Here is a 26,503-nt window from a genome sequence, read left to right on the forward strand (position 1 = left end):
GACCGGGACCTCATGGTGCCTGGACCTCATGGCGCCGGGATCTCATGGCGCCGGGTCACTCACTCCAGAAGGTCGGCATACGCCCCCAGAGCCAGTGCGATGTCGGCCTGTGCCCAGAACCGGTGGTAGGTGAAGACCGGCGCTGCTCCGCCGTCCAGATACGCCTGCACCTTGGGCCAGTTCGGGTCGTCCTCGTAGAAGGAGCGGATGGAGAGGAAGGTCGAGTCGTTGTTGACGGTGTCGCCGTTGGGCATGGCGCCCGTCCAGCCGCTGGGGACGTACACCGGGTCGTCGAACCGGTTGTAGTCGGCCCGGGTCTCCGGCACCGCCACACCTGCGTCGTCCTGGTAGTGCCCCCACATGCCGTCGAGCAGTGCCTCGGCCGTTGCCTTCGCCTCGGTGTCACCGGACTTGGCGGCGTAGTAGGTAAGGGTCCTGGCGTAGGCCCCTGCCACCCCGACGTCGTTGGTGTAGTCGGCGACGGTCACGTGAAGTCTGTCGTTGGCACCGGGACTTGACGCGTTCCAGGTGTCGGGCGCGCCCGACCACTTGAGGGTGGACGGCATGAGGTAGGTGCCGTCCGGGTTGATGGTCGTCTCGGACAGGGCCCAGTCGACCCACTTGTCGAGCACGGCCTTGGCCTGGGCGTCACCCGACTCGTGGTAGTACTCGGCGACGCGTTCCATCGACCACGCCTGGAAGCCGAACCACTGGTTGGACGGCGGGTCGTGGTAGACGGGCTTCTCGTCGTAGTACATGCCGTAGAAGGTCGGCGTACCGGCCGGCGGCTGGGCGTAACTGCCCTTCCAGCTGTTGGTCGCACCGCCCGCGATGGCACCCTCGTCCGACTGCAGCCACTGATAGAAGTCCAGCTGCCGGTCCAGGCTCTTGGCCCAGTCCTGCTGCCCCGTAGCCGACTTGGGCTTGAGGCCGGCCGACGCACTCAGGGCGTAGGCGGCCATCGGGTTCTGGTATCCGCCGTGGGCGTGGCTGGAACCGATGCGCCAGGACCAGCCCGCCGAGGTGTCGGTGGCACCGCCCCAGGCGTAGTACCAGGACATCAGGTAGTGCGCGCTGTCCTTGCCGCTTCCGGCCGGGCAGGCGGTCGGACCGACGCAGTTGCCGATCTTCTTGAAGTACTTGTCGAACATCGAGTAGCGCAGATAGTCACCCATCTTCGCCGCCTTGCCGACGGTCGCCGCGACCTCGCTCGCCTTGCCCTGCTCCTTGGCCCAGACATCGGCCCAGTAAGCGGCCTGCACGGCACGGGCGTCCGCGTCCGGAGCGTTGGTGAACTTCCACTGCTTGGCGTACGAGGCGTCCCCGGTGAAGAGGTCCAGATAGCCGCTGTCGCCGCCGTAGGTGAAGTTGTCGCAGGTCGGGTGGGTGACGGTCTCCCATACCGACTCCTGCGGTCCGCGCTGGAAGGTGTTGATGTACGACGGTCCGGTCTCGGTGGGACCGGCCGAGCACTTCCCTCCGGGCGTGTTGCCGTATCCGTAGACGTTGTCGACGTCCTGGATCCAGTGCATGCCGTAGATGTCGTCGGTGCCGTACGCGCTCTTCAGCTCGGCCGCGATCGGGTCCGATCCGGAGGCCGCCGATCCGTCGAGTACCGCCGGGTACTCGTTCGGGGTGTCGTGCTCGGGCGCGTAGGTGGCGGGCTTCGAGGCGTTGTAGAAGGAGTTCGTGGGCTGGTCGGCGTGGGTGGGGATCATGTACTTCTCCATGGTGGCCCACGCACCGTTGAACTTCGTCCAGTCCCCGGTGAGCTTCCCGTACATCGCCTGCAGCCAGATCAGATAGCTGTAGGCCTCCGATGTCGTCTCGTGCCCCTGGTCGGGGGCCTCGACTATCAGAGTCTCGACGGAGTGGTACGGAATACCTTCCGGCGAGAAGTAGCCGTTCGCCGGGTCGGTGATCTTCCCGTACAGCTCGAGGAAGCGCGCGTCGTACTCCTTCGCCGCGGCCAGCTGGGTGACGGTGACCTCGGCCTTGCTGTGGCCGGGGGCTGTCACGGTGAACGTCGCGGCTCCCGTACCGGAGGCGTCGGCCGAAACGGTCACCTTCTGGGCCGTGGACCAGTTCGACGGAGTGAAGCTGAGGCTCGCGCCGGCGGTGACGGCGAGACCGGAGTTGCCTGCTGTCCTGGCCACCCCGACAGTGACCGCAGACGTCGGCGCGGTGGAGAGCGCGACGTTGAACGTCCCCGACTTGCCCTGCTGGACTCCCAGTTGGGCAGGCGTGGCAACAACTGCCGGACCGGAGCGGACAGTGATGCCCGCAGGCGTCGACTCGGCCGAGGCTCCGAGACTGTCGTACGCCCTCGCGTAGACCGAATGGCTCCCCGCGGACAGACCTGCGGCGCTGTAGGTGTAGGGGGACGTGGTGTCGGTGCCCAACAGCGTCGTGTTGTCGTAGAACTCGACCTTGCTGATCCCCGCCCCGTCCGCCGCCGCCGCGGTGGCGGCCAGTGGTACGGAATCGCCGGCGGTGAAGACGGCGCCCGCCGCCGGAGAGGTGAGAACGGTGATCGGTGCCTTGTGGGCGCCCGCACAGACCGTGCCGTTGACGGAGAAGGCGGTCGGGGCGGCGTTGGTGCCGCTGTAGCTGAACTGTGCGCCCGTGGAGACCGCGGCCCCGGCGGCGATGCCACCGTTCCAGGCGGCGTTCTTGACCGTGACGGTCTTCCCGGACTGGGACCAGGTGCCGTTCCAGCCGTTGGTGAGCTGCTGGTTTCCCGTGTAGGCGTAACTCAGGGTCCAGCCGTTGATCGCGGCGGAGCCCCGGTTGGTGACGGTGAGCTCGGCGCTGAAACCGGATCCCCAGTCATTGGCCTTGTAGTCGACGCTGCACTCGACGGCCGCGGCCTGGGCCGGGGTGTTCGCAGCGGCGGTCATGCCCAGTGGAAGAGCGAGTGTGACGACGAATGCCGTCCACAACCGTCTGGATCCGACTCCAGTTCTGGCGGATCTTCTTCGTAACCATGTTCTTCGTGCGCTTCCCGATGGCATGCGCGGGTTCCTCCTCGCGGCTCGGCGACATGGGGGGCAAGCGGGGTTGAACACAAGCCTTGAACCAGTGGGAGCGCTCCCAGCATGGGGACGAGGAAAAAGAGAGTCAAGAGACTTGAAGAGTCGAATTAATTCGATAGCAAGAGATGAGAACAGGTGTGTTGACCGACACCACTTGACGCTCTAACGTCAAGCCACACCAGTGGGAGCGGTTCCATCAGTCGACGTGCCGTAGGGGGCGCGCCCGATCTGCAAGGAGTCGCTCATGCGACACCCCCCGCACCTATCGCACCTGTTCAGGCTGCTCCTCGGAGCAGTGCTCGCCACGGCCGGCCTGGTTGCCGCACCCATGGTGACGGCCTCCGGATCCGCCCCCGCATGCACGGTGGAACACAGCACTGTGAGTCAGCGGGACGGCGGCTTCCAGGGATCCGTCACGCTCACCGACCTGGGTGCAGCGAGCAGTGCCGTCACTACGGCGAGCGAGGGCTGGAACGGAGCACTCGCGAACGGCGCGAGGGTCATCTCCGGCTTCCTGGCGTCCGGTGCGGGGTCCGGGTCCACACCCGGTGCGTTCGGGCTCAACGGCACGCTCTGCACAGCGGATCCGGACCCGGATCCGACCGATCCCACTGATCCGGCCGAACCGCCCGCCCCTGCCGGGGAACCGCCCCGACCGAAGGTCTCCGGCAATCAGCTCGTCGACGAGAACGGCGCGACCCGCCGCATCCTCGGCGTCAACCGCTCCGGCGGCGAACTCATGGGCGCGCAGGGCCGTGGCATCCACGACGGCCCGGTCGACGACGCCTCCGTACAGGCGATCGCCGACCGGAACGCCAACACCGTCCGAATCCCTTTGAACGAGGAGTGCCGGCTGGGCCTGGACACGATAGACCCGCGAGGTGCGGGCGAGAACTCCATCAGCGCCGTGAAGGACCTGGCCGACGGGTCGGGGAGCACGGCATGACAACCACGGTCGAACCGCACTGGACCTGGGGGCAGTACACCGGAAGCCCGGCGGACTGCTCCGACGCGCACGCCAGTTGCGGGAAGCCGATGCACAACTCCCGCTGTACACCGGACTTCTGGCCCTCGGTCGCCTCGGCTCTCAAGGACGATCCGACCGTGGTGTTCGATCTATTCAACGAGCCCTGCCACGACCGCTGCTCCCGCGGTCGAGCAGGCCCGGACCTGCCGGCGGGACGGCAGCTCCGGCACCGGCCCCAGGACCCGGCGGGCAATCTCGCCGAGGCCTGGCATGTCTACAAGTCAACCTCTGTGCGAACGAGGACTGCTGGAACTCCCCGCTCGCACCGGTCGCCGCCGATGTCCCCCTCGTCGCAGACGAGATCGGCGAGAACACCTGCTCCCACGGCTGTGCCGGCGGGGTCATGCAGTGGTTCGACGACCGCGGGCTCTCCCAGCTCGGATGGACCCGGAACCCCGGGGACAGCTTCACGGGCCCGTCCTTGATCAGCGACTACGACGGTACCCCCACCCCGTACGGAATCGGGCTGCGCGATCATCTGCGCGCCCTCGACAGTTGAGGAAACGGAATTCGTATGAGCCGCACGAGCCGCACCACCATGCGCCGATCACGAACAGCACTCATAGCGGCGGGAGCACTTGTCGCCGCAGCCGCCGGCTCCGCAGCGGCGGCAGCACCCTTCGGGGCCTCGGCTGCCGCGGCGGCGGGATGCACCGTCGACTACAAGATCCAGAACCAGTGGAACGGCGGACTCACGGCCGCCGTGAGCGTGACGAACACGGGTGCCGCCATCTCCACCTGGCAGCTCGAATGGTCCTTCGCCGGCGGCGAGAAGGTCAGCCAGGGCTGGAACGCCACCGTGACGCAGAGCGGCGCTGCCGTCACCGCCAAGAACGTCTCCTACAACGGCACACTCGCCTCCGGAGCCTCCACCTCCTTCGGGTTCAACGCCACGGGCAACGGAAACAGTGCCGTTCCCGCGACCTTCAAGCTGAACGGCGTCACCTGCAACGGGTCCACGGAGCCGACCGACCCGCCGGACCCCACGGATCCGCCCACCGATCCTCCGGCGGGCAGCCGTGTCAACAACCCGTACGAGGGCGCGAAGGTCTATGTGAACCCGGAGTGGTCGGCGAAGGCCGCCGCGGAGCCGGGTGGCACCCGGGTATCCAACCAGCCCACGGGTGTCTGGCTCGACCGGATCGCCGCGATCGAGGGCGCCAACGACGGAATGGGCCTGCGCGACCATCTGGACGCGGCTCTGACGCAGAAGGGCTCAGGCGAACTCGTCGTCCAGCTCGTCATCTACAACCTGCCCGGGCGTGACTGCTCGGCGCTCGCCTCCAACGGTGAGCTCGGCCCCACGGAGATCGGCCGCTACAAGACGGAGTACATCGACCCGATCGCGGCGATCCTCGGCGACGCGAAGTACGCGGGGCTGCGCATCGTCACCACGGTCGAGATCGACTCGCTGCCGAACCTCGTGACCAATACCGGCAGCCGCCCCACCGCGACCCCTGCCTGCGACGTGATGAAGGCCAACGGCAACTACCAGAAGGGCGTCGGCTACGCGCTGAACAAGCTCGGTGACGTGCCCAACGTCTACAACTACATCGACGCGGGGCACCACGGCTGGATCGGCTGGGACGACAACTTCGGCGCGACCGCCGACATCTTCAAGGTGGCGGCGACGACCGAGGGCGCGACCGTCAACGACGTACACGGCTTCATCACCAACACGGCCAACTACGGCGCGACGAAGGAGGACAACTTCTCCATCGGCGACTCCGTCAACGGCACGTCCGTGCGTCAGTCGAAGTGGGTCGACTGGAACCGCTACACAGACGAGCAGTCCTACGCTCAGGCCTTCCGCCAAAAGCTCATCTCGGTCGGCTTCAACTCCGACATCGGCATGCTGATCGACACCTCGCGCAACGGCTGGGGCGGCACGCAGCGGCCGACCGGACCGGGTGCGTCCACCAGCGTCGACACCTACGTGGACGGTGGCCGTTACGACCGGCGCATCCACCTGGGCAACTGGTGCAACCAGGCCGGAGCCGGTCTCGGCGAACGGCCGAAGGCCGCCCCCGCAGCCGGGATCGACGCGTACGTCTGGATGAAGCCGCCGGGTGAGTCCGACGGCTCCAGCAAGGCGATCCCGAACGACGAGGGCAAGGGATTCGACGGGATGTGCGACCCGGCCTATGGCGGTAACGCACGCAACGGCAACAACCCGTCCGGAGCGCTGGGCAACGCCCCGGTTTCCGGACACTGGTTCTCCGCCCAGTTCCAGGAGCTCATGAAGAACGCCCACCCGGCGCTCTAGTTTCCACGTCGGCCGGTTCCGGACGCTCCCCCGCCCGGGCCCGGCCGACGGCTCCACATCCGGCCGATGAGGGCGCGTCCGCGGGCGGCCGACGCGGACGCTCTCCGGCCGGAAGAGACCTTGGCGGGAACCGCCTTGGCGGACCCGGACCTGTTCCTGATACCCCTCTTCGCACCGGCACCGGCACCGGCACCGGCACCGACCTTCGTCCTGATACCGGCCTTGTTGCCCGCACCGGTCCTGGCACCGGCCTTGCTCTTGGTGCCCGGCTTGCTCTTTGCCCCTGTCCGGTCCGCGGCCTTCCTCGTAGGCTTCGTCCTGGCAGTGTCCTCCACGGGCGGCACGTCGGAAAGGGCGTGGTAGCGACGGCTGATCCGCCGGCCCACCAGCGCGTAGCCGAGCAGAGCGCCGCTCGTATTGAGGATCACGTCGTCGACGTCGAAGGCCCGCCCGGCGACGAGCGCCCCCTGCGTGAGTTCGACGACCGCCATGACCAGCCCGGTCAGCAGGATCATCCGGATCATGCGCAGCCGACGCGGCACCAGGATCGGCAGCAGGACACCGAAGGGCGCGCCGAGCAGAAGGTTGCCTCCCGCCTGTTTGCACGCGGCCAGGAAGGTGTAGTCCTGCGCGTACTGCCGCAGCGACCGCCCCGGCTGCAGGTTCGAGGTGACGATGCCCTCGGACGCCGGCGAGGGGGTCAGCGTCACCTTCGCCAGGACGACGGAGAACGCCACAAGGCTCAGAAATGCCGCGATCAGCACCAACACGCGCAGCGCAAGACGGCCCCAGCTTCGGTGTTGTGCACTACGATTCGCCTCTACAGTCATGGCGGAACGGATGCCCCCAACCCTGACAGCCACACCCGGAGTCGGGTGCGACGATGTGGACATGAGCGCATCGGACAAGAACGAGCTGCTGGCGCAGGCCGTGCGGCTGCGTGAACAGGGCCACCCCGAACAGGCCAGGGAACGCCTGCTCTCCCTCACCGCCGACTATCCCGATGCCGTGGACGTGGCCTATCACACCGCCTGGGTCCACGATGTGCTCGGCCTCGAGGCCGAGGCCGTCCCGTACTACGAGCGCTGCCTCCAGGGCGACGCCCTCCGTGAGGAGGACCGCCGGGGAGCGCTGCTCGGGCTCGGGAGCACCTACCGGGTGCTGGGCAGGTTCGGGCAGGCCGTCGAGACGCTGCGCCGCGGTGTGTCGGAGTTCCCGGACGACGGCGCGCTGCGGACGTTCCTCTCCATGGCACTGTTCAACACCGGCGAGCATCACGAAGCCATGCAGATTCTGTTGCGCCTCGTCGCGGAGACGAGTGACAGCCCCGGAGTGCGGAGGTACCGGCCCGCCATCGAGCACTACGCGACGGACCTCAACCAGACGATGTGAACCCGACCCGTGGGCAGCCGGCGGACCGCTCGCAGCAGCCCGGGAGCAAAAAGGAGCCCCGGCCGGATCGGGGGAATCCAGCCGGGGCGGCTTGTGTACGGGGTGCGAATCTCGGTCGCCGCGCGCGGGCGCGGCCCGCTCGGTCCCACGTATATATGAACGATAAACCACCGAGGGCCGTTCCCGGGAATCGGCAGCCGCACATGTGATCCACACCATGCTCACCAGGGACGATGTCAGCCCTTGACGTCTCCGGCCGCGCCGAAGCGGCGCCGGAACTGTTCGATACGACCGGCCGCGTCCAGCACCTGGCGCGTACCGGTGTAGAAGGGATGACTGGCCGACGAGGTCTCCACGTCGATGACCGGATACGTGTTGCCGTCCTCCCACTCGACGCGTCGCTCGGCATCCGCGGTCGAGCGGGTCAGGAAGGCCGTTCCGGCGGCGATGTCACGGAAGACCACGGGACGGGATACGGGATGGATGCTGGACTTCATGGGCGTTCCTTCCTCACGGACAAGGGTCCTGCCGGGCGGCGTGAGCGGTCAGCGAACCTCACGGAAGAGGACGTGCGCTCCCGCGGCCGGGTCGTACTTGCGCAGCTCGAGCCGGTCGGGGCTGTTGCGGCGGTTCTTGCGTGTCACATAGCTGTGGCCGGTTCCGGCCGTGGACCGGAGGGTGATGACCGGCCTGACCTCACTGCGTGCCATGGGCACCTCCAGACGAGAGCACCGACCCCCTCCCCGTAATGGGAATGGGTATCGTTTTCGTTCTGGTCGGGTAACGCGGCCAGGGCCACCCGCATTCCCGGGAACCGATCCGCCCGTCGGAACACCTGCCCGACGCACACTTGTCCATCGCCGCGGACACCACCGGCGGCGCCTCCTCGGACCGGGCGCCGGACAGGACCCCGGACCGCAGCGGCATCACTGATCCAACGGCTCCCGGAGCACGCATATGCCCTGATCCCCGCAGAGGTGCGCCGCGCGACAGCCCCGCACGCGGGCGTACACGCAGCCGCTCACGCCCGACGACTTGCGTCAACACCCGCGTAAAGGCAAGGGTGTTCGGCGAGACCTCACCTCACTCGGCCGACGGCATATGCCGGAAGCAACAACGCATCGAGTGTTGCCAAATCCCTTACGGGCTCCCCGAGCCTGTGCAACAGTCGTGTTCGGTCCACCCCCATGAACCGGCCGTGCCATGCCTGTATCGGAGTACGAGATGCCGTCCCATACGTTCGCGGACCGCCCCGCCCCCCAGCCGCCCGAGCGAGATGCCGTCGAGGCGTTGATCAGCCGGACCCGACGGCTGCGCGGAGACGTGGATGCCGTGCGGCGGGACACCTCGGTCATCGAGGAGGACGACCCCCAGGTGCGCTGGCAGCGCGCGCTCTGCGATCTGGCCGTCCACCAGCTCGACGACCTCGGTGAGCACCTGGGACAGCTCAAGGACGGCATTCCGGCGGAGGCGGACGACGAACCCGCCGGGGCGGCCGACGGGGACACGACGGACGTACCGCGGCCCGGCTCGCTCCTCAGCAGGGTGGGCAGCGCCGAATGGAATCTGCTCACCGACGAGGTCAGCTGGTCGGACGAGCTCTACCAGATCTTCGGCAGGTCACCGGAAACGGAGCCGCTGTCCCTGGACGAGCTGCCGTCCCTGCTCCTCGCCGAGGACCAGCCCCTGCTGATGTCGATGGTCACCGACTGCCTGGTCGACGGCAGGCCGATAGACGGCGAATTCCGGATCCTGCTGCCCGACGGCCGGATGCGCACGGTTCACATGATGGGCGAACCCGTTCTCGACGCCGACGGCTGCACCGCCTCGATGTGGGCGGTCCTGCGCGATGTCAGCAGGCTCCGGCGCAGTCAGCACCTCATGAGCCGGACCCGGGACTCGCTGCGGCGCGGACAGCAGATCGCGCGGACCGAGCACCGGATGGCCGTGGAACTGCAGGAGGCCGTGCTGCCCCCCTGGCGCGGATCACTCGCCACTCCCGGCCGGGGCTCCGGCGCCCTGGACACCGCCGCCCACTATCTTCCGTCGGAGTCGAGCAACCTGATCGGCGGCGACTGGTACGACGCGCTGCAGCTCCCCGACGGCAGGACACTGCTCACCGTCGGTGACCTGACGGGCCACGGAATCCCCGCCACCTCGGCCATGGCGATGCTGCTGGGCGCGCTGCGCGGCATGGCGATGGCCGGCATCGAGCCGGGCGCCGTGATGGGCCATCTGAACCAGCTGATCGAATCCTCGGTCCAGCCCGTTCTGGGCAGCGCCGTGTGCTGCCGGTTCGACCCTGCGACAGGCACGCTCGCCTGGGCGCAGGCAGGTCACCCCGCGCCGCTGCTCTTCCGCAACGGAGTGGGGCGTCCTCTTCCGATGCCGGACGGCGTGCTGCTCGGCGCGGCGTCCGCCGTCTCCTACGAGCAGGACCAGGTGACCCTGCTTCCCGGCGATGTGCTGATGCTGCACACCGACGGGCTGACACGGCAGAGGGACCGCAGTGCCGGCCCGGACGCGCTGCTGGGCCTGGCCCCGCGGTTCGCGCAGGCCCGCACGGCGCAGGACTGCGTAAGGACTGTCGTCGAGGAGTTCGGCGGAACCGAACGGCTCGACGACGCATGTGTGCTGGTGGCCCGCGTCGGGGCATGAGGAATCGCAGGACGGCACGACCGCCCGTGGATGTGCTGATTCGCTGCTCCGACTGGGCCGGACGACGGCACTGCGCCGGTCGACGGCGCCCCGGATCAGATCTGTGAGCCCCTCGGCTTCTGGGTGAACGTGCTCTGCGGCAGGGCGAGTTGGATCTCCTCGCGAAGGTCCTCGATCTTGGCGTACCCCGCGAACTGACCGGTGAGCCGGTACATCTCGCGCAGGCGGTCCCAGGTGCGGTGGGAGGAGGTCTCCCCCATCGACACCAGGGCGAGCCGTGCGTACCGGTCGGCCTGCTCGGGGTCGTCGGCGATGAAGCAGGCCGACGCCAGCGAGATGTAGTCGAAGATCTTGGACCGCTGACGACCGTTTATACGGAGCTCGAGCGCCTGCTTCGCGTGGCGCTGGGCCGTGCCGGCCACAGCCGGATCGTGCTCCGCGAGCGTACGGAACGCCAGGGCCTGCATGCCGTGCATGTCCGCCTCGTCGAACATCTGCATCCAGCTCGGGGGCGGCACGTCGCCCTTGTCCGAGACGAAGAGCTCCTCGGCCTCGCCGAGCGTGCGCCGCATGGCTTGTCCGCGCCCCATGGACGCCTGGGCCCAAGCCTCGATGGTGTGCAGCATCGCTTGTGTGCGGGGCAGAGTCTCCTCCCCCGAACCGGACTTGGCGAGCTTCATCAGGTCCAGGGCGTCGTCCGGACGGCCCAGATGAACCATCTGGCGTGCCGCGCGAGAGAGGGCCTCGCCGGCCCTCGGCCGGTCTCCCCCCTCGCGCGCCGCATGCGCGGCGATGACGAAGTACTTCTGGGCGGTGGGTTCGAGGCCTACGTCGTGGGACATCCAGCCCGCGAGGACTGCGAGGTTGGCGGCGACGCCCCACAGCCGGCGCTGCAGATGGTCGGGGTGGTGGTAGGCGAGCATGCCTCCCACCTCGTTGAGCTGGCCCACGACGGCCTTGCGCTGAAGCCCTCCGCCGCGTGAGGCGTCCCAGGCACGGAATACCTCGACCGAGCGCTCGAGGGCCTCGATCTCCTCGGATCCGATGGGGGCGGCCTCGTACCGGTCGAAGCCGGCCGCGTCGGCGTACATGGGGTCGTTGAGGCCGGCTGCCTTGGCCGCCGGGGCGGGGTCGGAATGCAGCCAGTCGTGCATGGCGCCTGTGATGGCTGAGCCAGCGGCGAGCGCGGCGCCCGCGCTCACCAAGCCGCGTCGGTTGAGCATGAGGTCCATTCCCGTGAATTCGGTGAGGACCGCTGCCGTCCGTTCGGGCGCCCACGGCATTCCGTCGGGATTCTTCTCCGTCCCGGTGTCCTGCCGTTTCCCCACACGCCCGCGTCGGCCGAACCCGAGGTCCTCGATGGTCACGACACGGCCGAGCCGCTCGGTGAACAGAGCTGCCAGCACTTCGGGCACGGGATCTCGGGGGGACTCCCCCATGTCGATCCAGCGCCTGACCCGCGAGGTGTCGGTGGCCAGCTGGAGGTGGCCCATGGCCGCCGCCTGCCGGTTCACCATTCTCGCTAGCTCCCCCTTGGACCATCCGGCCAGGCCGAACAGATCAGAAAGGCGGGTGTTGGGTTCTCCGGTCACGTCAAGCCCCCAGGTTCTCGGCTGACTTGACACTAACCCGCTGTCAGATGCTGAGTGACTATTCGCCAGGCTTCGCCAGGGTGCGCCAGATGGTCCACTACCCATGACCCGGTGTCAGGTAGGAGTGCGCCACCCCGCCCGGCAGCCCTCGGGACTCCCCAGGGTGCCGAACGGCCGTCGGCCGGGGCGGCGCACGTAACTTGTCGGCGCACGAAGGGATCTGTCTCGCCCATGTACACAGCATCGTCCTCCGTGTCCGCCCCACCCCGCGCGTTCCGCCCCATGGGTGCGGGCGGCGGGCCCTTTCTCGACCCCAACGCCGCCTCGCCGGCGTCCGGCATGGGTCGGACCCGGCGGGCGGCGGGCACCGGCGCCCAACCCCTCAGCGGGCGACTCGACTTGTCCGGCCCTCAGGGTGCGCAGCTGAGGATGGCCATCGCCTCGGTGCACCGCATCTGTCCGGAGTTCAATCCGGTCCAGGTGCTGCGTCGCAGTGGGCGCTCGGTGCTCATCGTCGGCACCACCGGCCGTGCGACCGCGGTGGCCAAGTGCTTACTGGACCACTCCCCCGTGTGGACCGAGCGGTTCCGGCACGAAATAGCTGCGTACCGCGCCTTCGTCAGGCATCGTCCACCGGTTCGGGTCCCCCGACTCATCGCAGCCGACCCCGAGAACTGCACGCTGGTGATCGAGCGGATGCCCGGCCGGGTCGCGGCGCTGACGAGGCACCCCGCGGAGGCACCGCCCCGGGCGGATGTGCGGGCGGCCCTCGGAGCGGTCAGCAGGATCAATGCCTGGCGACCTCCGGCGGGCCTGTTCGACGCACCGCTGGACTACGCCTCACGCATCGCCAGGTATCACGAGTTGGGGCTCTTCACCGACCGTGATCTGGGTGACCTGCAGAAGTTGTTGCACGGTCTGGCCCACGCGAGCGGCCGGGGGGGCATGGGCCAGTTCTGTCACGGTGACGCGCTGCTCTCCAACATCCTGCTGCCGCCCACCGGCCCGGTGCTGGTCGACTGGGAGCACGCCGGCTGGTACCTGCCGGGCTACGACCTGGCGACGCTCTGGACCGTACTCGGTGACGCACCGGCGGCGCGCCGCCAGATCAGCCAGCTGGCGCAGGCGCCGGGTGCCGCGGCACGTGATGCGTTCCTGGTGAACCTCATGCTCGTACTGACCCGGGAGATCCGGACGTACGAGACCGCCGTCCAGCGTGCGATGCGCGAAGGGGCGCCGTCGGGTGGCGGCCAGGCCCGGCAGGGCGCGCTCTCCTCGGGCGAGGAACAGCGTCTGCTGCTGCGCAGGTTGCACGACGACTGCGCCATGGCGCGGCGCGCCGTGCGCGCCGCAGTGGGCACTCGCTGAGCGCGCCGGGCCGGAGAACCTGACCGACGGGGGACGAGTGCTGCGGGACCGGTGCCGACACGCCGGTCCCGCAGCATGTTGACCGGTTGTTCTCAGCGCACCCGTTCCACATCCACGTCGGACGCCTTCACGAACGCGATCCGGTGCCCGATCTGCACCGTCAGGTACTTTTGTGCGCCGGTGAAGTAGGTGTGGTCGTACGGCTTCGACGCGTCGATCGTCGGCGCGTAGTAGTAGCCGGTGGGCGCCTCACCTCCGCCGGGGAACGCCTGCCCCGCCTTGATCGTGTACACGAGGGGTGTGCCCACCGTCGGCTTCACGAAGTCCGAGGGGTACTCCCCCTTTTCCGGGTACGCCACTCCGTACACCGGCACCTCGGTCCTGCCCGCCTTCGGCCTGACGACGAGGCCGGACGTGGGAACGGTGACCCGGGTACCGCCGGGAGTGCGGAACCACGCCTTCTGGCCGTACCACCAGATCGCCGTCCAGCCCCGGGCCCGTTCCGCGACGACGGCCTGCTGGGTGGCGCTGATCTTGCTGCCCCAGTCGGCTGCGCAGTTGGTGCCCGCCGAACCGTCCGGGTGCAGCCCCGGGTCGGAGAAGAGCGGGGCGTCGTCGGAGGGCCCGGTGTGCAGCGGGACCGCGCTGCTCCCCTGCAACGGCAGGTCGACGCCCTTCTCACAGTCGCGGAACGCCTGCTCGTTCCTGGCGAAGTCGGGGCTGACCGTGACCAGTTCGCTGTCCTTGGGTGCACTGGGCACGGCGGGTCTGCCGAGCAGGGCCATGAAGCGGTTCCAGTCCCAGTACGGGCCCGGGTCCCAGTGCATGTTCCTCGTACCGGCCGCGCCGGTCGGCGGCACGCCGTCGTGGCCGAGGATGTGCTGCCGGTCGAGGGGGATGTCGTACTTCGCTGCCAGGTGACGCACGAGCCGGGCCGTGGACCGGTACATCTCCGGGGTGTACCACTTGGCGCCCTCGGCAGCGACACCCTCCTGCTCGATCCCGATGGAATGGGTGTTGAGGTACCAGTTGCCCGCCTGCCAGGCGACGTCCTTGTTCTTCACCATCTGGGTGACGTGGCCGTCGGCCGAGCGCACCACGTAGTGGGCGGAGGTCTGGTTGAGCGGGTTCTGGAAGATCTTCAGGGTGGTGTCGTAGTCCACCTCGGTGTCGTGCAGGACGATGAACTTGACCGGGTTGCTGTGCGGCCGGTCCGCCGTGTCGTAATTGCCGTACGTGTCCTTGTCGGCCGGATCGCCGGTCTGCTGGTAGGCCGCCGGTACCCAGTCGCAGTTGAGGCTGCGCGGGCATTCCGGCCGTACCGCGTCCGCGCCGGCCTGCGTCGCGGGGGCGAGGAGCGCGACGCTCAGCGCTCCCGCGGTGGTCAGTGCGAGTGCGAGCCTGGTCCTCTGTTTGGACGTCATGACAACCCTTCCTGGGCCGGGCCTACCGGAGGCGTTCCCGAGGTGATCTCAGCGTTCCGCCGTCGGCGGACACTCTGTGACGTGAGGTGTTGGTGAGTCAAGAGCACAGTGGGCCACGGGTATTGAGCTTGTGTGACTATTTCGGACTGTGCGTGCCCCGGATGGCCGAGGGGTAGTGCTGCCGCCGACAGGACCGGTCCGAGCGGACCGGGCGGAGTTCTCGAAAGGCCGACGCACACATGGCACAGCCCTTCTCCCTTCCGGACTTCTACGTGCCGTATCCGGCGCGTCTCAACCCTCATGTGGAGGCGGCCAGGAGCCATACCCGGGAGTGGGCGCGCGGAATGGGGATGCTCGAGGGGTCCGGCATCTGGGAGGAGAAGGACCTCGAGTCCCATGACTACGCGCTGCTGTGCGCGTACACCCACCCCGACTGCTCGTCCGAGGCCCTCTCCCTGGTCACCGACTGGTATGTGTGGGTCTTCTTCTTCGACGACCACTTCCTGGAACTGTTCAAGCGCACTCCGGACCGTGAGGGCGGGAAGCGGTATCTGGACCGGCTGCCCGCCTTCATGCCGATGGAGCGGGGGGCGGCGACGCCCGAGCCAGCGAACCCGGTCGAGGCGGGTCTGGCCGACCTCTGGGTCAGGACCGTGCCGGCCATGTCCGACGCCTGGCGGGCCAGGTTCGCCGAGGCTACGGAGAATCTGCTCAACGAGTCCCTGTGGGAGCTCGCGAACATCAACGAGGGCCGGATCGCGAACCCCGTCGAGTACATCGAGATGCGGCGCAAGGTGGGCGGCGCACCCTGGTCGGCGGGGCTGGTGGAGTACGCGGCGAATGCCGAGGTTCCGGCGTCGGTGGCCGATGCGCGGGCACTGCGGGTGCTGCGGGACGCCTTCTCCGACGGGGTCCACCTGCGCAACGACCTGTTCTCGTACCAGCGTGAGGTCGAGGACGAGGGCGAGAACAGCAACGGTGTGCTCGTCCTGGAGACGTTCCTGGGCTGCTCGACCCAGGAGGCGGCCGAGGCCGTCAACGATCTGCTGACCTCGCGGCTCCAGCAGTTCGAGAACACGGCCCTCACCGAACTCGGGCCCCTCTGCGCGGAGAGGGGGCTCACACCCGAGGAGACGGTCGCCGTGCTCGCGTACGTCAAGGGGCTTCAGGACTGGCAGTCGGGCGGCCACGAGTGGCACATGCGCTCCAGCCGCTACATGAACGGCGGTGGCACGGACGGCGCTGTGCCCGGTTTCGGAATGGCGGCCGCCTCCATCCGCTTCACGCCCCGTTCGGAGTCGGCCCGTCTGCGCGGCCACACCCATGTGCCGTACCAGCACGTCGGCCCGTCCCTGCTGCCCGACTTCGACATGCCGTTCACCACGACGCTGAGTCCGCACCTGGACGGGGCCCGGGTACGGATCGTGGACTGGTCGCGCCGGATGGGGCTTCTGGAGGCTCAGCCGGGTGTGCCGGGTTCGCACATCTGGGACGAGGAACGGCTTGTCGCGGCCGATCTGCCGCTCTGCGCCGCGGGCCTGCACCCCGACGCCACGCCCGACGAGCTCGACCTGTCATCGCAGTGGCTGACCTGGGGAACGTACGGCGACGACTGGTTCCCCGTGGTGCACGGCCGGACGCGTGACCTTGCCGGGGCCCGGCTGGCCAACGAGCGGCTGTCCCTCTTCATGCCCTTGGACGGGACGTCCGTGCCCGAGCCGGTCAACGCCCTGGAGCGGGGGCTGGCCGACCTCTGGCGGCGGACCGTCGAGCCGATGGACGCGAGCGGGCGCCGTACGTTCCGTGACGCGGTCGAGTCGATGACGGCGAGCTGGCTGTGGGAGCTGGCGAACCAGGCGCAGAACCGGATCCCGGACCCGGTGGACTACGTCGAGATGCGCAGGGCGACGTTCGGCTCGGATCTGACGATGAGCCTGTGCCGGCTGGGTCACGGCAGGAAGGTGCCGGACGCTGTCTACCGCAGTGGTCCCCTGCGCTCCCTGGAGAACGCGGCGTCGGACTACGCCTGCCTCGTCAACGACCTGTTCTCGTACCAGAAGGAGATCGAGTACGAGGGCGAGGTGCACAACGGTGTCCTGGTCGTGCAGAACTTCTTCGGGGTGGACTATCCGACGGCCGTGTCGATCGTGGACGATCTGATGAATTCGCGGATGCGCCAGTTCCAACACATCGCCGAACGCGAACTCCCCGTGCTGTACGACGACTTCGGACTGGACGCGGAGGCGCGGGAGGTCCTCGCGGGCTATGTCGTGGAGCTCCAGCACTGGATGGCGGGGATCCTGATCTGGCACCGCGACTGCCGGCGTTACCGGGAGGAGGATCTACGGCGGGGCACCGGTGCCCCGTGGCATCTCAGTGGCCCCACGGGGTTCGGTACGTCGGCGGCACGGGTGACGCAGCTGCTGACCGCGCAGGGACGTTTCAGCCCTGCTGGAAGAGCTCCGCTGGCAATGGCTTCAGCAGCGCGTACAGGTCGTCCGTGATCGGCCGGTCCCAGCTGGCGATGGTGACCAGCACGCCGTCGCTCCGGTCGAACTGAACGCAGGAGATACGGCTCTCCGAGAGCTTGACCCTGCGCACGATCAGAAGGCCGTCCCCCTGCATGACGGGGACGTCCTCGGTGCCGGTCACCTCGACCGGCTCGTCGTTCTCGAGCGCGAGGAGGAGCTGGGCGACCTCGAACGGGACCTGGCCCTCCTCGGTCTCGCGGGCGGGCGACCCCTCCGGCAGATTGCCGATGATCATCGCCGGGCCGCGGCCGCCGAACAGGTCGTAGCGCAGAAAGACGCCCTGACAGCTCCCGTCGGGAGCGGGGAGCAGACCGGCGCCGAGGTTGCCGGGCCAGTCCCCCGGATCCATGGCCAGGACGTCGAAGTCCGGGCCCGCGGGTGTGGCGGCGCTACGGCGGCGGAGGAAGGACATGCAGCCATGTTACGTGTCCCGGCTCACGTTGCGGAGCCGGGCACTCCCTAAGCGGACTCCGCGGCCAGCGCTTCCAGCAGCTCGACGGCTTCGGTCGCACGCGCGTACGGAACGAACAGGTGGTCGTGGTGGAATCCCGCGACCACGTTGCAGCTCACCCCCGCGTCGGTGAGGGCCAGCGAGACCGCCGCGGTCAGGCCGACGGCGTCCAGGGAGGAGTGCACCCGGAGCGTGATCCAGCCCGCGACGAAGTCGTGGGCCAGTCCGGACTCCAGCGCCTGCGCCTCGGGTACCACCAGGGTCAGCCCCTCGCGCTCGGTGACGGCGACCACCGGGGTCACACCGCCGGGCACCTCACCGTCCGGCACCGTCGTGAAGACGTAACGGCCGGGATTCAGCTCCGGTCGCATGCCGTGCAGCAGTTTTCGCAGATCGCGCTCGCCGGTCATGGGGGCAACGTTACGGCTCTCCTGTGCGGTGCCGCTCGTGGTGACGGCACCCGCACGGACGCCGGGGCACGGCTCACACGAGGTCGAATTCGCCGTCCCGCGCGTTGATCACGAAGGCCCGCCACTCGGCCGGGGTGAAGATCAGCGAAGGGCTGCCGGGTTTGCCGGCGTTGCGCATCGCCACGAATCCCTCCACGAAGGCGATCTGGACATCACCCGCACCCTGGCTGCCCGACCGCCAGTCCGCGTCACTGAGGTCGAGCTCCGGCTTGTCCCAGCTGGCGAACTGCTGGCGGCCGGTGGTGCTCTCCGTCACGGCTTCTCCTCCCGCTCGTCGTCCGGCCAAAGCCTAGCCACCGCCGACGGCCCGGGACAGGGCGCGGCAGAGCCCGGCGTCATGCGCCGGGCACCGGCGGGCAGCGGAACGAGTAAGCCATTCAGGCACGCCATGTATCCATACGCTCACCTTGCGTGGCAGCGGGCGGTCATCGCCCATAGCTTCGGCTCATGAGGAAAAGACACATCAAATGCCTGGTAGGCGTCACTGTCATCACGGCTACGGCGATGGGCGCGGCAGTGGTTCCGTCCTCGGCAGCCGCACCGCGCGAGCACGTGGTCCGGCCAGGCGGTTCGATCCAGAAGGCGGTGAACGCCGCAGGACCCGGCGGCACCGTCGTCGTCCTGCCCGGTACCTATCGCGAGAGCGTCCTGATCACGAAGCCGGGACTGACGCTGCGCGGCACAGGTGGCCGGACCGTCATCATGCCGGCGAAGGCGACCAAGAAGACCAAGGCCGCCAACACGTGCGCGGCGGGCGGCAACGGCATCTGCGTCGTGGGCACCAGGACCCGGATCGTCGAGGACGTCCACATCCGGTCCCTGACCGTCTCCGGCTTCAAGAAGAGCGGCATCTGGGCCTCCTGGACCGACGGACTGGCCGTCCACCGGGTGACCGCCAGGAACAACGGCACCTGGGGCGTCGCCCAGGAGCGTTCGACGCGTGGGGACTTCCGGCGCAACACCGCCACCGCCAACGGTGACGCGGGGATCTTCATCGCGAACTCGGTCAGCGAGGAGGGCGGCGCCACCGACACCCGTGGGACCGAGATCCAGAACAACACCCTGCGCGGGAACCGCATCGGCGTCACCGCCCGGCGGGTCAGGAACCTCTTGATCGACGGCAACCTCATCAGCGGCAACTGCAGCGGGGTCTTCGTCGTGGGCGACGAGTCCAAGCCCGCGGCCGGCGCGATGACCGTCAGCGGCAACCGGATCCTCAAGAACAACAAGTTCTGCGCGGCGACCCCGCGGCTGTCGGCCATCCAGGGGTCCGGCATCGTCCTCACCGGCAGCGAGGCCACGGTCGTACGGGGCAACGACATCCGGAACAACGTGGGGGCCACCCCGCTCTCCGGCGGGATCCTGCTGTTCAAGAGTTTCGTGGGCGCCCTCAACACGGACAACGCCATCACGGGCAATCTCGTGCGGGGCAACAAGCCCGCCGACCTGGCCAACAGGGACACCACGGGCAAGGGCAACACCTTCACCAGCAACCGGTGCGGGACGTCCGTACCGGCCGGAATGTGTGCCGAGTAATGGACCACCGCCGTACAAGGAGGAACGAGACGGTATGACCACCGTGAGTCCCACCCCCGACACCACCCCTGTGGCGTCCACCATCGCCGCGCCCTTGGCCCCCACCGCCGCTCCGGCCCCGCCGCCGGCCATGCGGCTGCGGGAGCTGGCGTTCGGGGCGGCCTGCGCCGCAGCCGTCCGGGCGGCGGCCCGGCTGGGCGTCGCCGACGCGCTGGGAGACACGCCCGCCTCGGCGGCGGAGCTCGCCCAGGCCGTGCACACCGAGCCCGTACCGCTGCAGCGGCTGCTGCGCGCGCTGTGCTGCTACGGCATCTTCGGTGAGAACGGGGACGGCAGGTTCGTCCACACGGAGATGTCCCGGCTGCTGCGCGAGGACGATCCGAACAGCCTGCGGTACATCTCGCTGTGGTGCACGGAGCCCTGGACGTGGGAGGTCTGGCCGCGGCTCGACGACGCCGTGCGCTCCGGGACCAGCGTCTTCCCTGAGACGTTCGGCAAGGGCTTCTTCGACTATCTCCACCAGGACGCGGGCGAGTCCGCCCATGTGTTCAACCGCGCCATGACCACGTCCAGCATGCAGTCGGCGCGGGATGTCGCCGAGCTCCTCGACCTCACCGGGGTGTCCTCGGTGGTCGACATCGGCGGCGGCCAGGGGCATGTGCTCGCGAGCCTGTTGGAGAAGCACCCCACGGTCCACGGAACGCTCCTGGACCTGCCCGGTGTCGTCGCGAAGGCGGACCCCCGGCTCCGCGACGGCGGCTCACTGGCGTCGCGCGTGTCGATCGTGCCCGGGGACTGCCGGGAGGACATCCCGGTCGAGGCGGATCTCTACATCATCAAGAACATCCTCGAGTGGGACGACGAGAGCACCCGCAGGACCCTGCGCAACGTGGTCGAAACGGCCCGTCCGGGCGCCCGCGTGGTGATCATCGAGAACCTGGTCGACGACACGCCTTCGATGCGGTTCACCACGGCCATGGACCTGCTGCTCCTCCTCAACGTCGGCGGCGCGAAGCACACGAGGGAGAGCCTGCTCGGCCGGATGTCCGAGGCCGGCCTCCGGGTCGGCGAGGTCCGCCCGGTCAACGCGTATCTCCACGCGTTCGAGTGCGTCGTACCGGACTGACATCCACGACGGACCGCGGTACACGGAGACCGCCCCGGGTCCGGCACCTAGGTGCCGGACCCGGGGCGGTCCTCGGTCGCGTCAGACGCCTTCGCGCTGCCACCGGTAGAACTGCTGGGCCATCGCGTCCTTCGGACCGCGCCAGGTCTGCGGGTCGTAGGGGCTCACGAAGGCGGTGAGCCGGTCGCTGATGGCCTTGAACTCGGGGTGCTGCGTCACCTTGGCGATCTCCGGGCCGGGGGGCCGGTCGGATTCGATCAGGTGCAGGTACACGTCGCCGAACTGGAACAGGGTGCGCCTGTTGACGCCGACGAGGTGGGGAAGCTCGGTGTTGTCGGATTCGGCGAACAACTCGGCGATGTCCGGGGCGGACTCGGGCGCCATCCGGGCGACGATCAGAGCGTGGTGCATCGGGCTGCCTTTCTGGGTACCCGGGACGGCCGGACCCGGTGTCGCGGGCCGGCCGTGGACGGGCACGGCGTCAGTTGGCCGGGACCGAGGCGGAGCGGCGCTCCCGGTCACGCTGTTCGATCTTGTCGCGGATGAGTTCCAGCTGGACGCGGGAGTTGCGGTTGATGTTGTCCGTCATCCACGCGTCGTCGACCGGTGCGTCCGGACGCATCGCGAAGTCCTGGCGCCAGTGCATCCTCGTGCCACCGGGGACCTCCGAGTACTCCCACCGGATGTCCATGTGCTGGAACGGGCCGGGCTCGACACGGCGGGCGTTCACGGTGCGCCCCGGCCGGTCGGTGGTGCGCTCCGAGACCCAGCTCCAGACCTTGCCGTTGTCGTCCGGGTGCATGGTGAGCCGGAACCTCGTCGTCTGGCCCTTCCGCTCGATCACCTCGACGGACGCGTACTCGCTGAACAGCTGCGGCCAGTGCTCGAGGTCGTTCGTCATGTCCCAGACGAGGTCGAGGGGGGCAGCGATGGTGATCTCGTTCTCCGTGTGTCCGGACACTTCAGGCTCCTGTCACGAGGGTGTTGTTGACGAGGTCGAGGAACTCGCCGGGGGTCTTGCAGCGGTCGGCGTCGGCCGGCAGCGGGCGGCCGAACCGGTTCTCGAGCACGGCCACGATGCCGAGCAGGCCGAGCGAGTCCAGGCCGTACTCGTCGAAGGCCGAGCCGGGACGGCTCTCCATCGCCAGCGGGTCGACCGTGAGACCCGCGCCGTTCTTCATGAGCGCGGCCAGTTCCTCGTAGGTCAGTTGAGTGGTCATGCGGGACTCCTTCTCACTGAGGGGTGTCGGTGCAGTGGCGCAGCACGAGCGCCGCGTTCGAGCCCATGAGCCCTCGGCTCAGTACCAGCGCCGTCCGCAGTTCCGCGGGGCGCGCACGGCCGATGACCACGTCGAGGTCGTGGCACACCTCGAAGACGTTGGGCGTCGGCGGGATCAGACCGTGTTCCATCGCGAGTACCGCGGCAGACGTGTCCAGCACGGGTGCTCCGCAGTAGGCGCGGCCGATGCCGGTCTTGGGTGCCGTCACCGGTACGCGCCGACCGTGCGGGCCCAGCGCGTCGGCGATGGCCAGTGCCTCGGCGCGGTCGGCCGAGGGCACACCGAGCGCGTCCGCGAAGACGACGTCGATCTCCTCCGGCGCGCAGCCGGCCTCCTCGAGCGCCCCTTCGATGGCGTGCGCCAGTCCCTCGCGGGACTGTTCCCACCGGGACGCCCCGGTGAAGGTGGCGGCGTGGCCGGCCAGTTCGGCACGGATCCGGGCACCGCGGCCGAGGGCCGCCGTCTCCTCCTCGACGACCAGCATCGCGCCGCCCTCGGCCGGCACGAATCCGCAGGCGTCCGAGGTGAACGGGCGGTAGGCGCGGGTCGGTTCGTCGCAGGTGCTGAGGTCCTCGTAGCCGAGCTGGCAGACGACCGAGTACGGCGCCAGGGGCGCTTCGGCCGCGCCGACGACGACGGCGTCGGTGCCGCGCCGGATGGAGCGTGCTGCGTGCATGAGCGCGTCCAGGCCACCGGCCTCGTCGCTGGCCACGACGGCGCACGGCCCCTTGAAGCCGCCGCGGATCGATATCTGACCGGTGCTGGCGGCGTAGAACCAGGCGATGGACTGGTACGGGCCGACGTAGCGGGAGCCCTGCCCCCACAGCCGCTGCAGTTCACGCTGGCCGAACTCGCCGCCGCCTGACCCTGCGGCGGTCACCACGCCCACGCTGAACGGGGCGCTCTCGTAGTCGGCGCGGCCGAGCCGTGCGTCGTCCAGGGCCAGATCGGCGGCCGCCATCGCGTAGTGCGTGAAGCGGTCGGTCTGGACGAGGTAACGCTCCTCGATGAACGCGACCGGGTCGAAGTCCCTGACTTCGCCCGCGACGCGCAGCGGCAGGTTCTCGCAGCCCTCGCGGGAGACCAGGTCGAGGACGCTGACGCCTTCCTGCGTCTGTTTCCAGAAGGCACCGGCGCCGGTCCCGTTGGGGGCGACGACACCGATCCCCGTAATGACGGATCGCCGGTGTGACCGGGTACTCATGGGGTCCTCCCGCCTGTTCGGGTCAGAGCGACGGCGGACTGGAATCCGCCGAACCCGCTGCCGACCGAAAGCACGCTGCGCAGCTTCAGGGGCCGTGCGGTGCGCGGCACGTAGTCGAGGTCGCACTCGGGGTCCGCGGTCTCGTAGTTGGCCGTCGGCGGAACCGTCTGGTGCTCGATGGCCAGTACGCACGCGGCGATCTCGATGGCGCCGATGGCGCCGAGCGAGTGGCCGACCATGGACTTGATCGAGCTCATCGGCACCTTGTACGCGTGTGCGCCCAGGGCCCGCTTCACCGCTGCCGTCTCGTGCCGGTCGTTCTGCTTGGTGCCCGAGCCGTGCGCGTTGACGTAGTCGACCTGCGAGGCGTTGATCCGACCGTGCGCGAGGGCGGTGTTGATGGCCTCGGCCATCTCGAGGCCTTCGCCGGTCAGACCGGTCATGTGGTAGGCGTTGCCGAAGGTGGCGTAGCCCGATATCTCGCAGTAGACGGTCGCCCCGCGGGCACGGGCGTGTTCGAGCTCCTCGAGTACGAGGACGGCGCCGCCCTCGCCCATGACGAAGCCGTCCCGGCGGGCGTCGAACGGCCGGGAAGCGTGCTCCGGGTCGTCGTTGTTCGCCGAGGTCGCCTTGATCGCGTCGAAGCACGCCACCGTGATGGGGGTGATGGGGGTGTCCGACGCACCGGCGATGCACACGTCGACCCGGCCTTCCTCGATGGAGTGGAAGGCGTACCCGATCGCGTCGAGGCCCGAGGTGCAGCCCGTGGAGACGGTCTGTACGGGCCCGTGGGCGCCGACCTCCTCGGCCACGGCCGAGGCGAGGGTGCTGGGCGAGAAGGCCCGCTCCAGGTGGGCGCCCGCCGGCCGGTGGTCGACGTCCCAGCGCTTGCCGCTCCCGCTGACGGCGACGTAGTCGTGCTCGAGGCGGGTGGTGCCCCCGACCGCGGTGCCGAGGGACACCCCGATGCGCCAGGGGTCCTCCTTCTCGGGGTCGAGTCCGGCGTCGCTCAGCGCCTCCCGGGCGGCAACCAGGGCGAACTGGACGTACCGGTCCGATCGTGCGACCAGGTCCGCGTCGAGGCCGTGGGCCGCAGGATCGAAGTCGCACTCGGCGGCGATGCGCGAGCGGAAGGCCGCCGGGTCGAACAGGGTGATGCCTCGGGTCGCTGTACGTCCGTTGGAGAGGAGGTCCCAGAACGCCGGGACTCCGATGCCGCCGGGTGCGACGACTCCGACTCCGGTGACGGCCACACGACGGGTCATGACGCAGCCTCCGTTCGTTCTGGCGGGGCTCCGCGCTCGGCTACGTCCGTGTGTTCGGTGTCCACGTGCCCGAGCTCCGGGCGCGGGGCGAGCGGACCGAGGTGGAAGACCATGCGCGCTTCCACGTCGCCCACGTTGCGGAAGCGGTGGCGGACGTGCGGGGGGATCAGCAGCCCCTGGTCGGGCCGCATCGCGTGCGGCTCTCCGTCCAGGTCCACTTCGAGGAGTCCTTCCACGACGTACACGAATTCCTCGGAGTACGGGTGGTAGTGCTCGCCGATGCGCTCACCCGGGCCGACGATGGCCAGCCCCATGAAGCCGCTGGTGGCGCCCACGGCGGTCGGTGTGAGCAGGGCGCGCAGGTCGCCTCCGCGCCTGCGGTTGGGCTGAGTCTCGCTGAGGTCCACGATGCGAGGCCGGTGCGTGGTCATGACTGCTCTCCTCCAGGCGCGTTGTGCGGTGTGACGGCAGCCCGGGGCGGTACCCGGTGCTGCCGGTTAAGCCGTTCAGGACTCGGTGGCCCGACGGTCGGTGATCAGGCTCATCTCTGCCTGGGCGAGGAAACGCGCGGCCTCCTGGTCGGTCGTCGGCATGCCGTTGGCACCGCCGTCGAGCAGCCGGCCGAGCATGGCCGCCTTGCGGTTGCCGCCGATGCCGAGCGCCTGGGCGGGCTGGGCGTCGAACGGGCCGCTCACTTCGAGGAGCCGCACCACGATGTCGTCGCGCTGGAAGATGGTGCTGCTCTCGATGGGGCTGGCGACGTCGTCCGCGGCCTCCTCGTCCTGGCCTGCGAGCAGCCGGGCCAACGCCATGCCGCAGCCTTCCTTGGCCTGGTAGAACAGCGCGTGCCGCTGGACGTCCGCGGCGGCGTGACGGCCGGCCTTCACGTGGTGCACGGTCGGGAGTGCGGCCCGGGTGAAGAACATCCGTGCGGAGTCGGGGTCGCTGAGGTCGCGGTCCTGCTCCAGGTACGGGTTGATGGCCTCTTCGAGAGCCCTGACCTCGGGCTGGCGCGAGACGTGGCGCAGCGCCGCCATCAGGTCGCCCTCGACCTCCACCGCTCGCACGACACGGTTCCCGTGCATGAAGAGCGAGGTACGGCACAGCCGGGTGTTCTCGTCGACGCGTGCCTGCGGGGAGTCGTAGTCGGCGAGGATCTTCGCGACCATCTCCTCCGTTCCCGGCTTCACCGTGAAGGTGAGCGCGTGGCGTACCACGCCGTCACCCAGACGCGGGGTGGCCTGGAGGCGGCCCTTGGCCGGATCGGGGGTCCGCTGCTCGAACGCGACGCCGGTCTCGCGCAGCACGCTGAAGCGGAGGGAGCGGGTGTCGCGCACGCAGCTGTGCAGCGGCTGCACCGTCGCGACGTGCTCCTCGCTGTTCACCCAGGCGAGGAAGGGCGGGGCGCTCTCCCACTCGCTGGTGATGAGCCACTGCGAGGGGTTCTCGATGGACTGGCACAGCTGGTCGCTGATGTGCCCGGGGATCGAGGCCACCTGGTTCCGCATGTGCTCGTACGCCTCGAGGAACTGGTTCTGGGCGCCGTCGTGCAGGTCCAGCAGCAGTATGACCCGGAGCCTCGAACCGTCGAAGGCGGACTGCGATATGCGTTCCGAGAGGGTTGTCATCTTTCGCTCTCCTTCGAGACGGATCGGCGGCCACGTCCCGTGGTCCCTCGTCATCCGTCGGTTTCGGGAAGCGGAGCAGGTCCTGCCCGCTGATGCGTGTTGTCGCCCCGCATCGCGAGTTCGCTCCCGCGACTGATCGTGGAACGCTGGTACGGGCGGCGCGAGATTTATGAACCGTTCAGGTGAGGCGGTGACCGAAGCCTCGGCACAAGGGCATGGACACTGCATCCGTCCCGCGTCCGAGCTGGAG

General features: G+C 69.0%; 23 protein-coding genes and 1 pseudogene. 8 read left to right on the plus strand and 16 right to left on the minus strand.

The window, feature by feature from the left end; genetic code table 11:
* Positions 1-59: 59 nt before the first annotated feature.
* Positions 60-2,900 carry a glycoside hydrolase family 48 protein gene (locus tag OG844_RS02505; RefSeq protein ID WP_406387806.1) on the minus strand — a complete coding sequence of 947 codons (2,841 nt, stop codon included), beginning with the start codon at positions 2,898-2,900 and terminating at the stop codon, positions 60-62.
* Between the two features lie 379 nt (positions 2,901-3,279).
* Here OG844_RS02505 and OG844_RS02510 point away from each other — a divergent pair.
* A pseudogene (locus OG844_RS02510) lies at positions 3,280-4,561 on the plus strand (cellulase family glycosylhydrolase).
* Positions 4,562-4,576: 15 nt separating this feature from the next.
* Complete coding sequence (locus OG844_RS02515) at positions 4,577-6,328, plus strand: glycoside hydrolase family 6 protein (RefSeq protein WP_406387808.1); 1,752 nt, start codon at positions 4,577-4,579, stop codon at positions 6,326-6,328.
* Here the strand turns inward: OG844_RS02515 and OG844_RS02520 are convergent.
* Positions 6,325-7,158: a VanZ family protein gene (locus OG844_RS02520; RefSeq protein WP_406387809.1), complete on the minus strand. Its 834-nt coding sequence runs from the start codon at positions 7,156-7,158 to the stop codon at positions 6,325-6,327. The two genes, OG844_RS02515 and OG844_RS02520, sit on opposite strands and share 4 nt — an antisense overlap.
* A 61-nt stretch (positions 7,159-7,219) precedes the next feature.
* On the opposite strand from OG844_RS02520, the gene OG844_RS02525 reads away from it, so the two are divergent.
* Positions 7,220-7,720, plus strand: a complete 501-nt coding sequence (locus tag OG844_RS02525; protein ID WP_406387810.1) for a tetratricopeptide repeat protein — start codon at positions 7,220-7,222, stop codon at positions 7,718-7,720.
* 236 nt (positions 7,721-7,956) lie between these two features.
* Here OG844_RS02525 and OG844_RS02530 read toward each other — a convergent pair whose 3' ends face one another.
* Both OG844_RS02530 and rpmG read right to left on the minus strand, forming a co-directional pair.
* Positions 7,957-8,217 carry a type B 50S ribosomal protein L31 gene (locus OG844_RS02530; RefSeq protein ID WP_406387811.1) on the minus strand — a complete coding sequence of 87 codons (261 nt, stop codon included), beginning with the start codon at positions 8,215-8,217 and terminating at the stop codon, positions 7,957-7,959.
* A gap of 48 nt (positions 8,218-8,265) precedes the next feature.
* Positions 8,266-8,430 (minus strand): 50S ribosomal protein L33, encoded by a 165-nt coding sequence (gene rpmG, locus OG844_RS02535; RefSeq protein ID WP_406387813.1) that lies wholly within the window; start codon positions 8,428-8,430, stop codon positions 8,266-8,268.
* Between the two features lie 514 nt (positions 8,431-8,944).
* Here rpmG and OG844_RS02540 point away from each other — a divergent pair.
* Positions 8,945-10,378 (plus strand): PP2C family protein-serine/threonine phosphatase, encoded by a 1,434-nt coding sequence (locus tag OG844_RS02540; RefSeq protein WP_406387815.1) that lies wholly within the window; start codon positions 8,945-8,947, stop codon positions 10,376-10,378.
* A gap of 95 nt (positions 10,379-10,473) precedes the next feature.
* Here the strand turns inward: OG844_RS02540 and OG844_RS02545 are convergent, their stop codons facing one another.
* Positions 10,474-11,970 carry a hypothetical protein gene (locus OG844_RS02545; RefSeq protein ID WP_406387817.1) on the minus strand — a complete coding sequence of 499 codons (1,497 nt, stop codon included), beginning with the start codon at positions 11,968-11,970 and terminating at the stop codon, positions 10,474-10,476.
* A gap of 231 nt (positions 11,971-12,201) precedes the next feature.
* Between OG844_RS02545 and OG844_RS02550 the strand changes: the two genes are divergently transcribed.
* Positions 12,202-13,338, plus strand: coding sequence for an aminoglycoside phosphotransferase family protein (locus OG844_RS02550; protein WP_406387818.1), 1,137 nt, complete (start codon positions 12,202-12,204; stop codon positions 13,336-13,338).
* Positions 13,339-13,430: 92 nt separating this feature from the next.
* Here the strand turns inward: OG844_RS02550 and OG844_RS02555 are convergent, their stop codons facing one another.
* Positions 13,431-14,762 (minus strand): N-acetylmuramoyl-L-alanine amidase, encoded by a 1,332-nt coding sequence (locus tag OG844_RS02555; RefSeq protein ID WP_406387819.1) that lies wholly within the window; start codon positions 14,760-14,762, stop codon positions 13,431-13,433.
* A 239-nt stretch (positions 14,763-15,001) separates the two neighbouring features.
* Between OG844_RS02555 and OG844_RS02560 the strand changes: the two genes are divergently transcribed.
* On the plus strand, positions 15,002-17,266 hold the full coding sequence (locus OG844_RS02560; RefSeq protein WP_406387820.1) for a terpene synthase family protein: 2,265 nt from the start codon (positions 15,002-15,004) through the stop codon (positions 17,264-17,266).
* On the opposite strand, the gene OG844_RS02565 is transcribed toward OG844_RS02560, so the two are convergent.
* From OG844_RS02565 to OG844_RS02575, 3 genes are all read right to left on the minus strand, one after another.
* Positions 17,205-17,705 carry a hypothetical protein gene (locus OG844_RS02565; protein WP_329214424.1) on the minus strand — a complete coding sequence of 167 codons (501 nt, stop codon included), beginning with the start codon at positions 17,703-17,705 and terminating at the stop codon, positions 17,205-17,207. The genes OG844_RS02560 and OG844_RS02565 overlap by 62 nt on opposite strands.
* 47 nt (positions 17,706-17,752) lie before the next feature.
* A complete protein-coding gene (locus tag OG844_RS02570; protein ID WP_406387822.1) occupies positions 17,753-18,154 on the minus strand; it encodes an ACT domain-containing protein in 402 nt (133 codons plus the stop codon).
* Positions 18,155-18,227: 73 nt separating this feature from the next.
* Positions 18,228-18,470: a DUF397 domain-containing protein gene (locus tag OG844_RS02575; RefSeq protein WP_406387823.1), complete on the minus strand. Its 243-nt coding sequence runs from the start codon at positions 18,468-18,470 to the stop codon at positions 18,228-18,230.
* Between the two features lie 191 nt (positions 18,471-18,661).
* Between OG844_RS02575 and OG844_RS02580 the strand changes: the two genes are divergently transcribed.
* Positions 18,662-19,750, plus strand: a complete 1,089-nt coding sequence (locus OG844_RS02580) for a nitrous oxide reductase family maturation protein NosD (protein WP_406387824.1) — start codon at positions 18,662-18,664, stop codon at positions 19,748-19,750.
* 34 nt (positions 19,751-19,784) lie between these two features.
* The gene (locus tag OG844_RS02585; protein WP_406387825.1) at positions 19,785-20,876 is read left to right on the plus strand and encodes a methyltransferase; all 1,092 of its coding nucleotides are present in this window, start codon (positions 19,785-19,787) and stop codon (positions 20,874-20,876) included.
* Between the two features lie 81 nt (positions 20,877-20,957).
* Here the strand turns inward: OG844_RS02585 and OG844_RS02590 are convergent, their stop codons facing one another.
* From OG844_RS02590 to OG844_RS02620, 7 genes are all read right to left on the minus strand, one after another.
* On the minus strand, positions 20,958-21,287 hold the full coding sequence (locus tag OG844_RS02590) for a TcmI family type II polyketide cyclase (protein ID WP_406387826.1): 330 nt from the start codon (positions 21,285-21,287) through the stop codon (positions 20,958-20,960).
* A gap of 70 nt (positions 21,288-21,357) precedes the next feature.
* Positions 21,358-21,837: an SRPBCC family protein gene (locus OG844_RS02595; protein ID WP_383187178.1), complete on the minus strand. Its 480-nt coding sequence runs from the start codon at positions 21,835-21,837 to the stop codon at positions 21,358-21,360.
* A 1-nt stretch (position 21,838) separates the two neighbouring features.
* Entirely contained in the window at positions 21,839-22,096 is a 258-nt protein-coding gene (locus OG844_RS02600; RefSeq protein WP_329214410.1) for an acyl carrier protein, read from the minus strand.
* A gap of 13 nt (positions 22,097-22,109) precedes the next feature.
* The gene (locus OG844_RS02605) at positions 22,110-23,360 is read right to left on the minus strand and encodes a ketosynthase chain-length factor (RefSeq protein ID WP_406387828.1); all 1,251 of its coding nucleotides are present in this window, start codon (positions 23,358-23,360) and stop codon (positions 22,110-22,112) included.
* A complete protein-coding gene (locus OG844_RS02610; protein ID WP_406387829.1) occupies positions 23,357-24,625 on the minus strand; it encodes a beta-ketoacyl-[acyl-carrier-protein] synthase family protein in 1,269 nt (422 codons plus the stop codon). The genes OG844_RS02605 and OG844_RS02610 overlap by 4 nt, the downstream gene beginning before the upstream one ends.
* Entirely contained in the window at positions 24,622-25,056 is a 435-nt protein-coding gene (locus tag OG844_RS02615; protein ID WP_406387831.1) for a cupin domain-containing protein, read from the minus strand. The genes OG844_RS02610 and OG844_RS02615 overlap by 4 nt, the downstream gene beginning before the upstream one ends.
* Before the next feature lie 75 nt (positions 25,057-25,131).
* A complete protein-coding gene (locus OG844_RS02620) occupies positions 25,132-26,253 on the minus strand; it encodes a SchA/CurD-like domain-containing protein (protein WP_406387833.1) in 1,122 nt (373 codons plus the stop codon).
* Positions 26,254-26,503 lie beyond the last annotated feature (250 nt).

The sequence above is a fragment of the Streptomyces sp. NBC_00887 genome (genome assembly GCF_045207585.1).

What these genes read in the sequence shown, in the direction of transcription:
- OG844_RS02505 (WP_406387806.1), bottom strand. Translation starts at nt 2,900, where the DNA reads ATGACCGCCGCTGCGAACACCCCGGCCCAGGCCGCGGCCGTCGAGTGC.
- OG844_RS02515 (WP_406387808.1), top strand. Translation starts at nt 4,577, where the DNA reads ATGAGCCGCACGAGCCGCACCACCATGCGCCGATCACGAACAGCACTC.
- OG844_RS02520 (WP_406387809.1), bottom strand. Translation starts at nt 7,158, where the DNA reads ATGACTGTAGAGGCGAATCGTAGTGCACAACACCGAAGCTGGGGCCGT.
- OG844_RS02525 (WP_406387810.1), top strand. Translation starts at nt 7,220, where the DNA reads ATGAGCGCATCGGACAAGAACGAGCTGCTGGCGCAGGCCGTGCGGCTG.
- OG844_RS02530 (WP_406387811.1), bottom strand. Translation starts at nt 8,217, where the DNA reads ATGAAGTCCAGCATCCATCCCGTATCCCGTCCCGTGGTCTTCCGTGAC.
- rpmG (WP_406387813.1), bottom strand. Translation starts at nt 8,430, where the DNA reads ATGGCACGCAGTGAGGTCAGGCCGGTCATCACCCTCCGGTCCACGGCC.
- OG844_RS02540 (WP_406387815.1), top strand. Translation starts at nt 8,945, where the DNA reads ATGCCGTCCCATACGTTCGCGGACCGCCCCGCCCCCCAGCCGCCCGAG.
- OG844_RS02550 (WP_406387818.1), top strand. Translation starts at nt 12,202, where the DNA reads ATGTACACAGCATCGTCCTCCGTGTCCGCCCCACCCCGCGCGTTCCGC.
- OG844_RS02555 (WP_406387819.1), bottom strand. Translation starts at nt 14,762, where the DNA reads ATGACGTCCAAACAGAGGACCAGGCTCGCACTCGCACTGACCACCGCG.
- OG844_RS02560 (WP_406387820.1), top strand. Translation starts at nt 15,002, where the DNA reads ATGGCACAGCCCTTCTCCCTTCCGGACTTCTACGTGCCGTATCCGGCG.
- OG844_RS02565 (WP_329214424.1), bottom strand. Translation starts at nt 17,705, where the DNA reads ATGTCCTTCCTCCGCCGCCGTAGCGCCGCCACACCCGCGGGCCCGGAC.
- OG844_RS02570 (WP_406387822.1), bottom strand. Translation starts at nt 18,154, where the DNA reads ATGACCGGCGAGCGCGATCTGCGAAAACTGCTGCACGGCATGCGACCG.
- OG844_RS02580 (WP_406387824.1), top strand. Translation starts at nt 18,662, where the DNA reads ATGAGGAAAAGACACATCAAATGCCTGGTAGGCGTCACTGTCATCACG.
- OG844_RS02585 (WP_406387825.1), top strand. Translation starts at nt 19,785, where the DNA reads ATGACCACCGTGAGTCCCACCCCCGACACCACCCCTGTGGCGTCCACC.
- OG844_RS02590 (WP_406387826.1), bottom strand. Translation starts at nt 21,287, where the DNA reads ATGCACCACGCTCTGATCGTCGCCCGGATGGCGCCCGAGTCCGCCCCG.
- OG844_RS02600 (WP_329214410.1), bottom strand. Translation starts at nt 22,096, where the DNA reads ATGACCACTCAACTGACCTACGAGGAACTGGCCGCGCTCATGAAGAAC.
- OG844_RS02605 (WP_406387828.1), bottom strand. Translation starts at nt 23,360, where the DNA reads ATGAGTACCCGGTCACACCGGCGATCCGTCATTACGGGGATCGGTGTC.
- OG844_RS02610 (WP_406387829.1), bottom strand. Translation starts at nt 24,625, where the DNA reads ATGACCCGTCGTGTGGCCGTCACCGGAGTCGGAGTCGTCGCACCCGGC.
- OG844_RS02615 (WP_406387831.1), bottom strand. Translation starts at nt 25,056, where the DNA reads ATGACCACGCACCGGCCTCGCATCGTGGACCTCAGCGAGACTCAGCCC.
- OG844_RS02620 (WP_406387833.1), bottom strand. Translation starts at nt 26,253, where the DNA reads ATGACAACCCTCTCGGAACGCATATCGCAGTCCGCCTTCGACGGTTCG.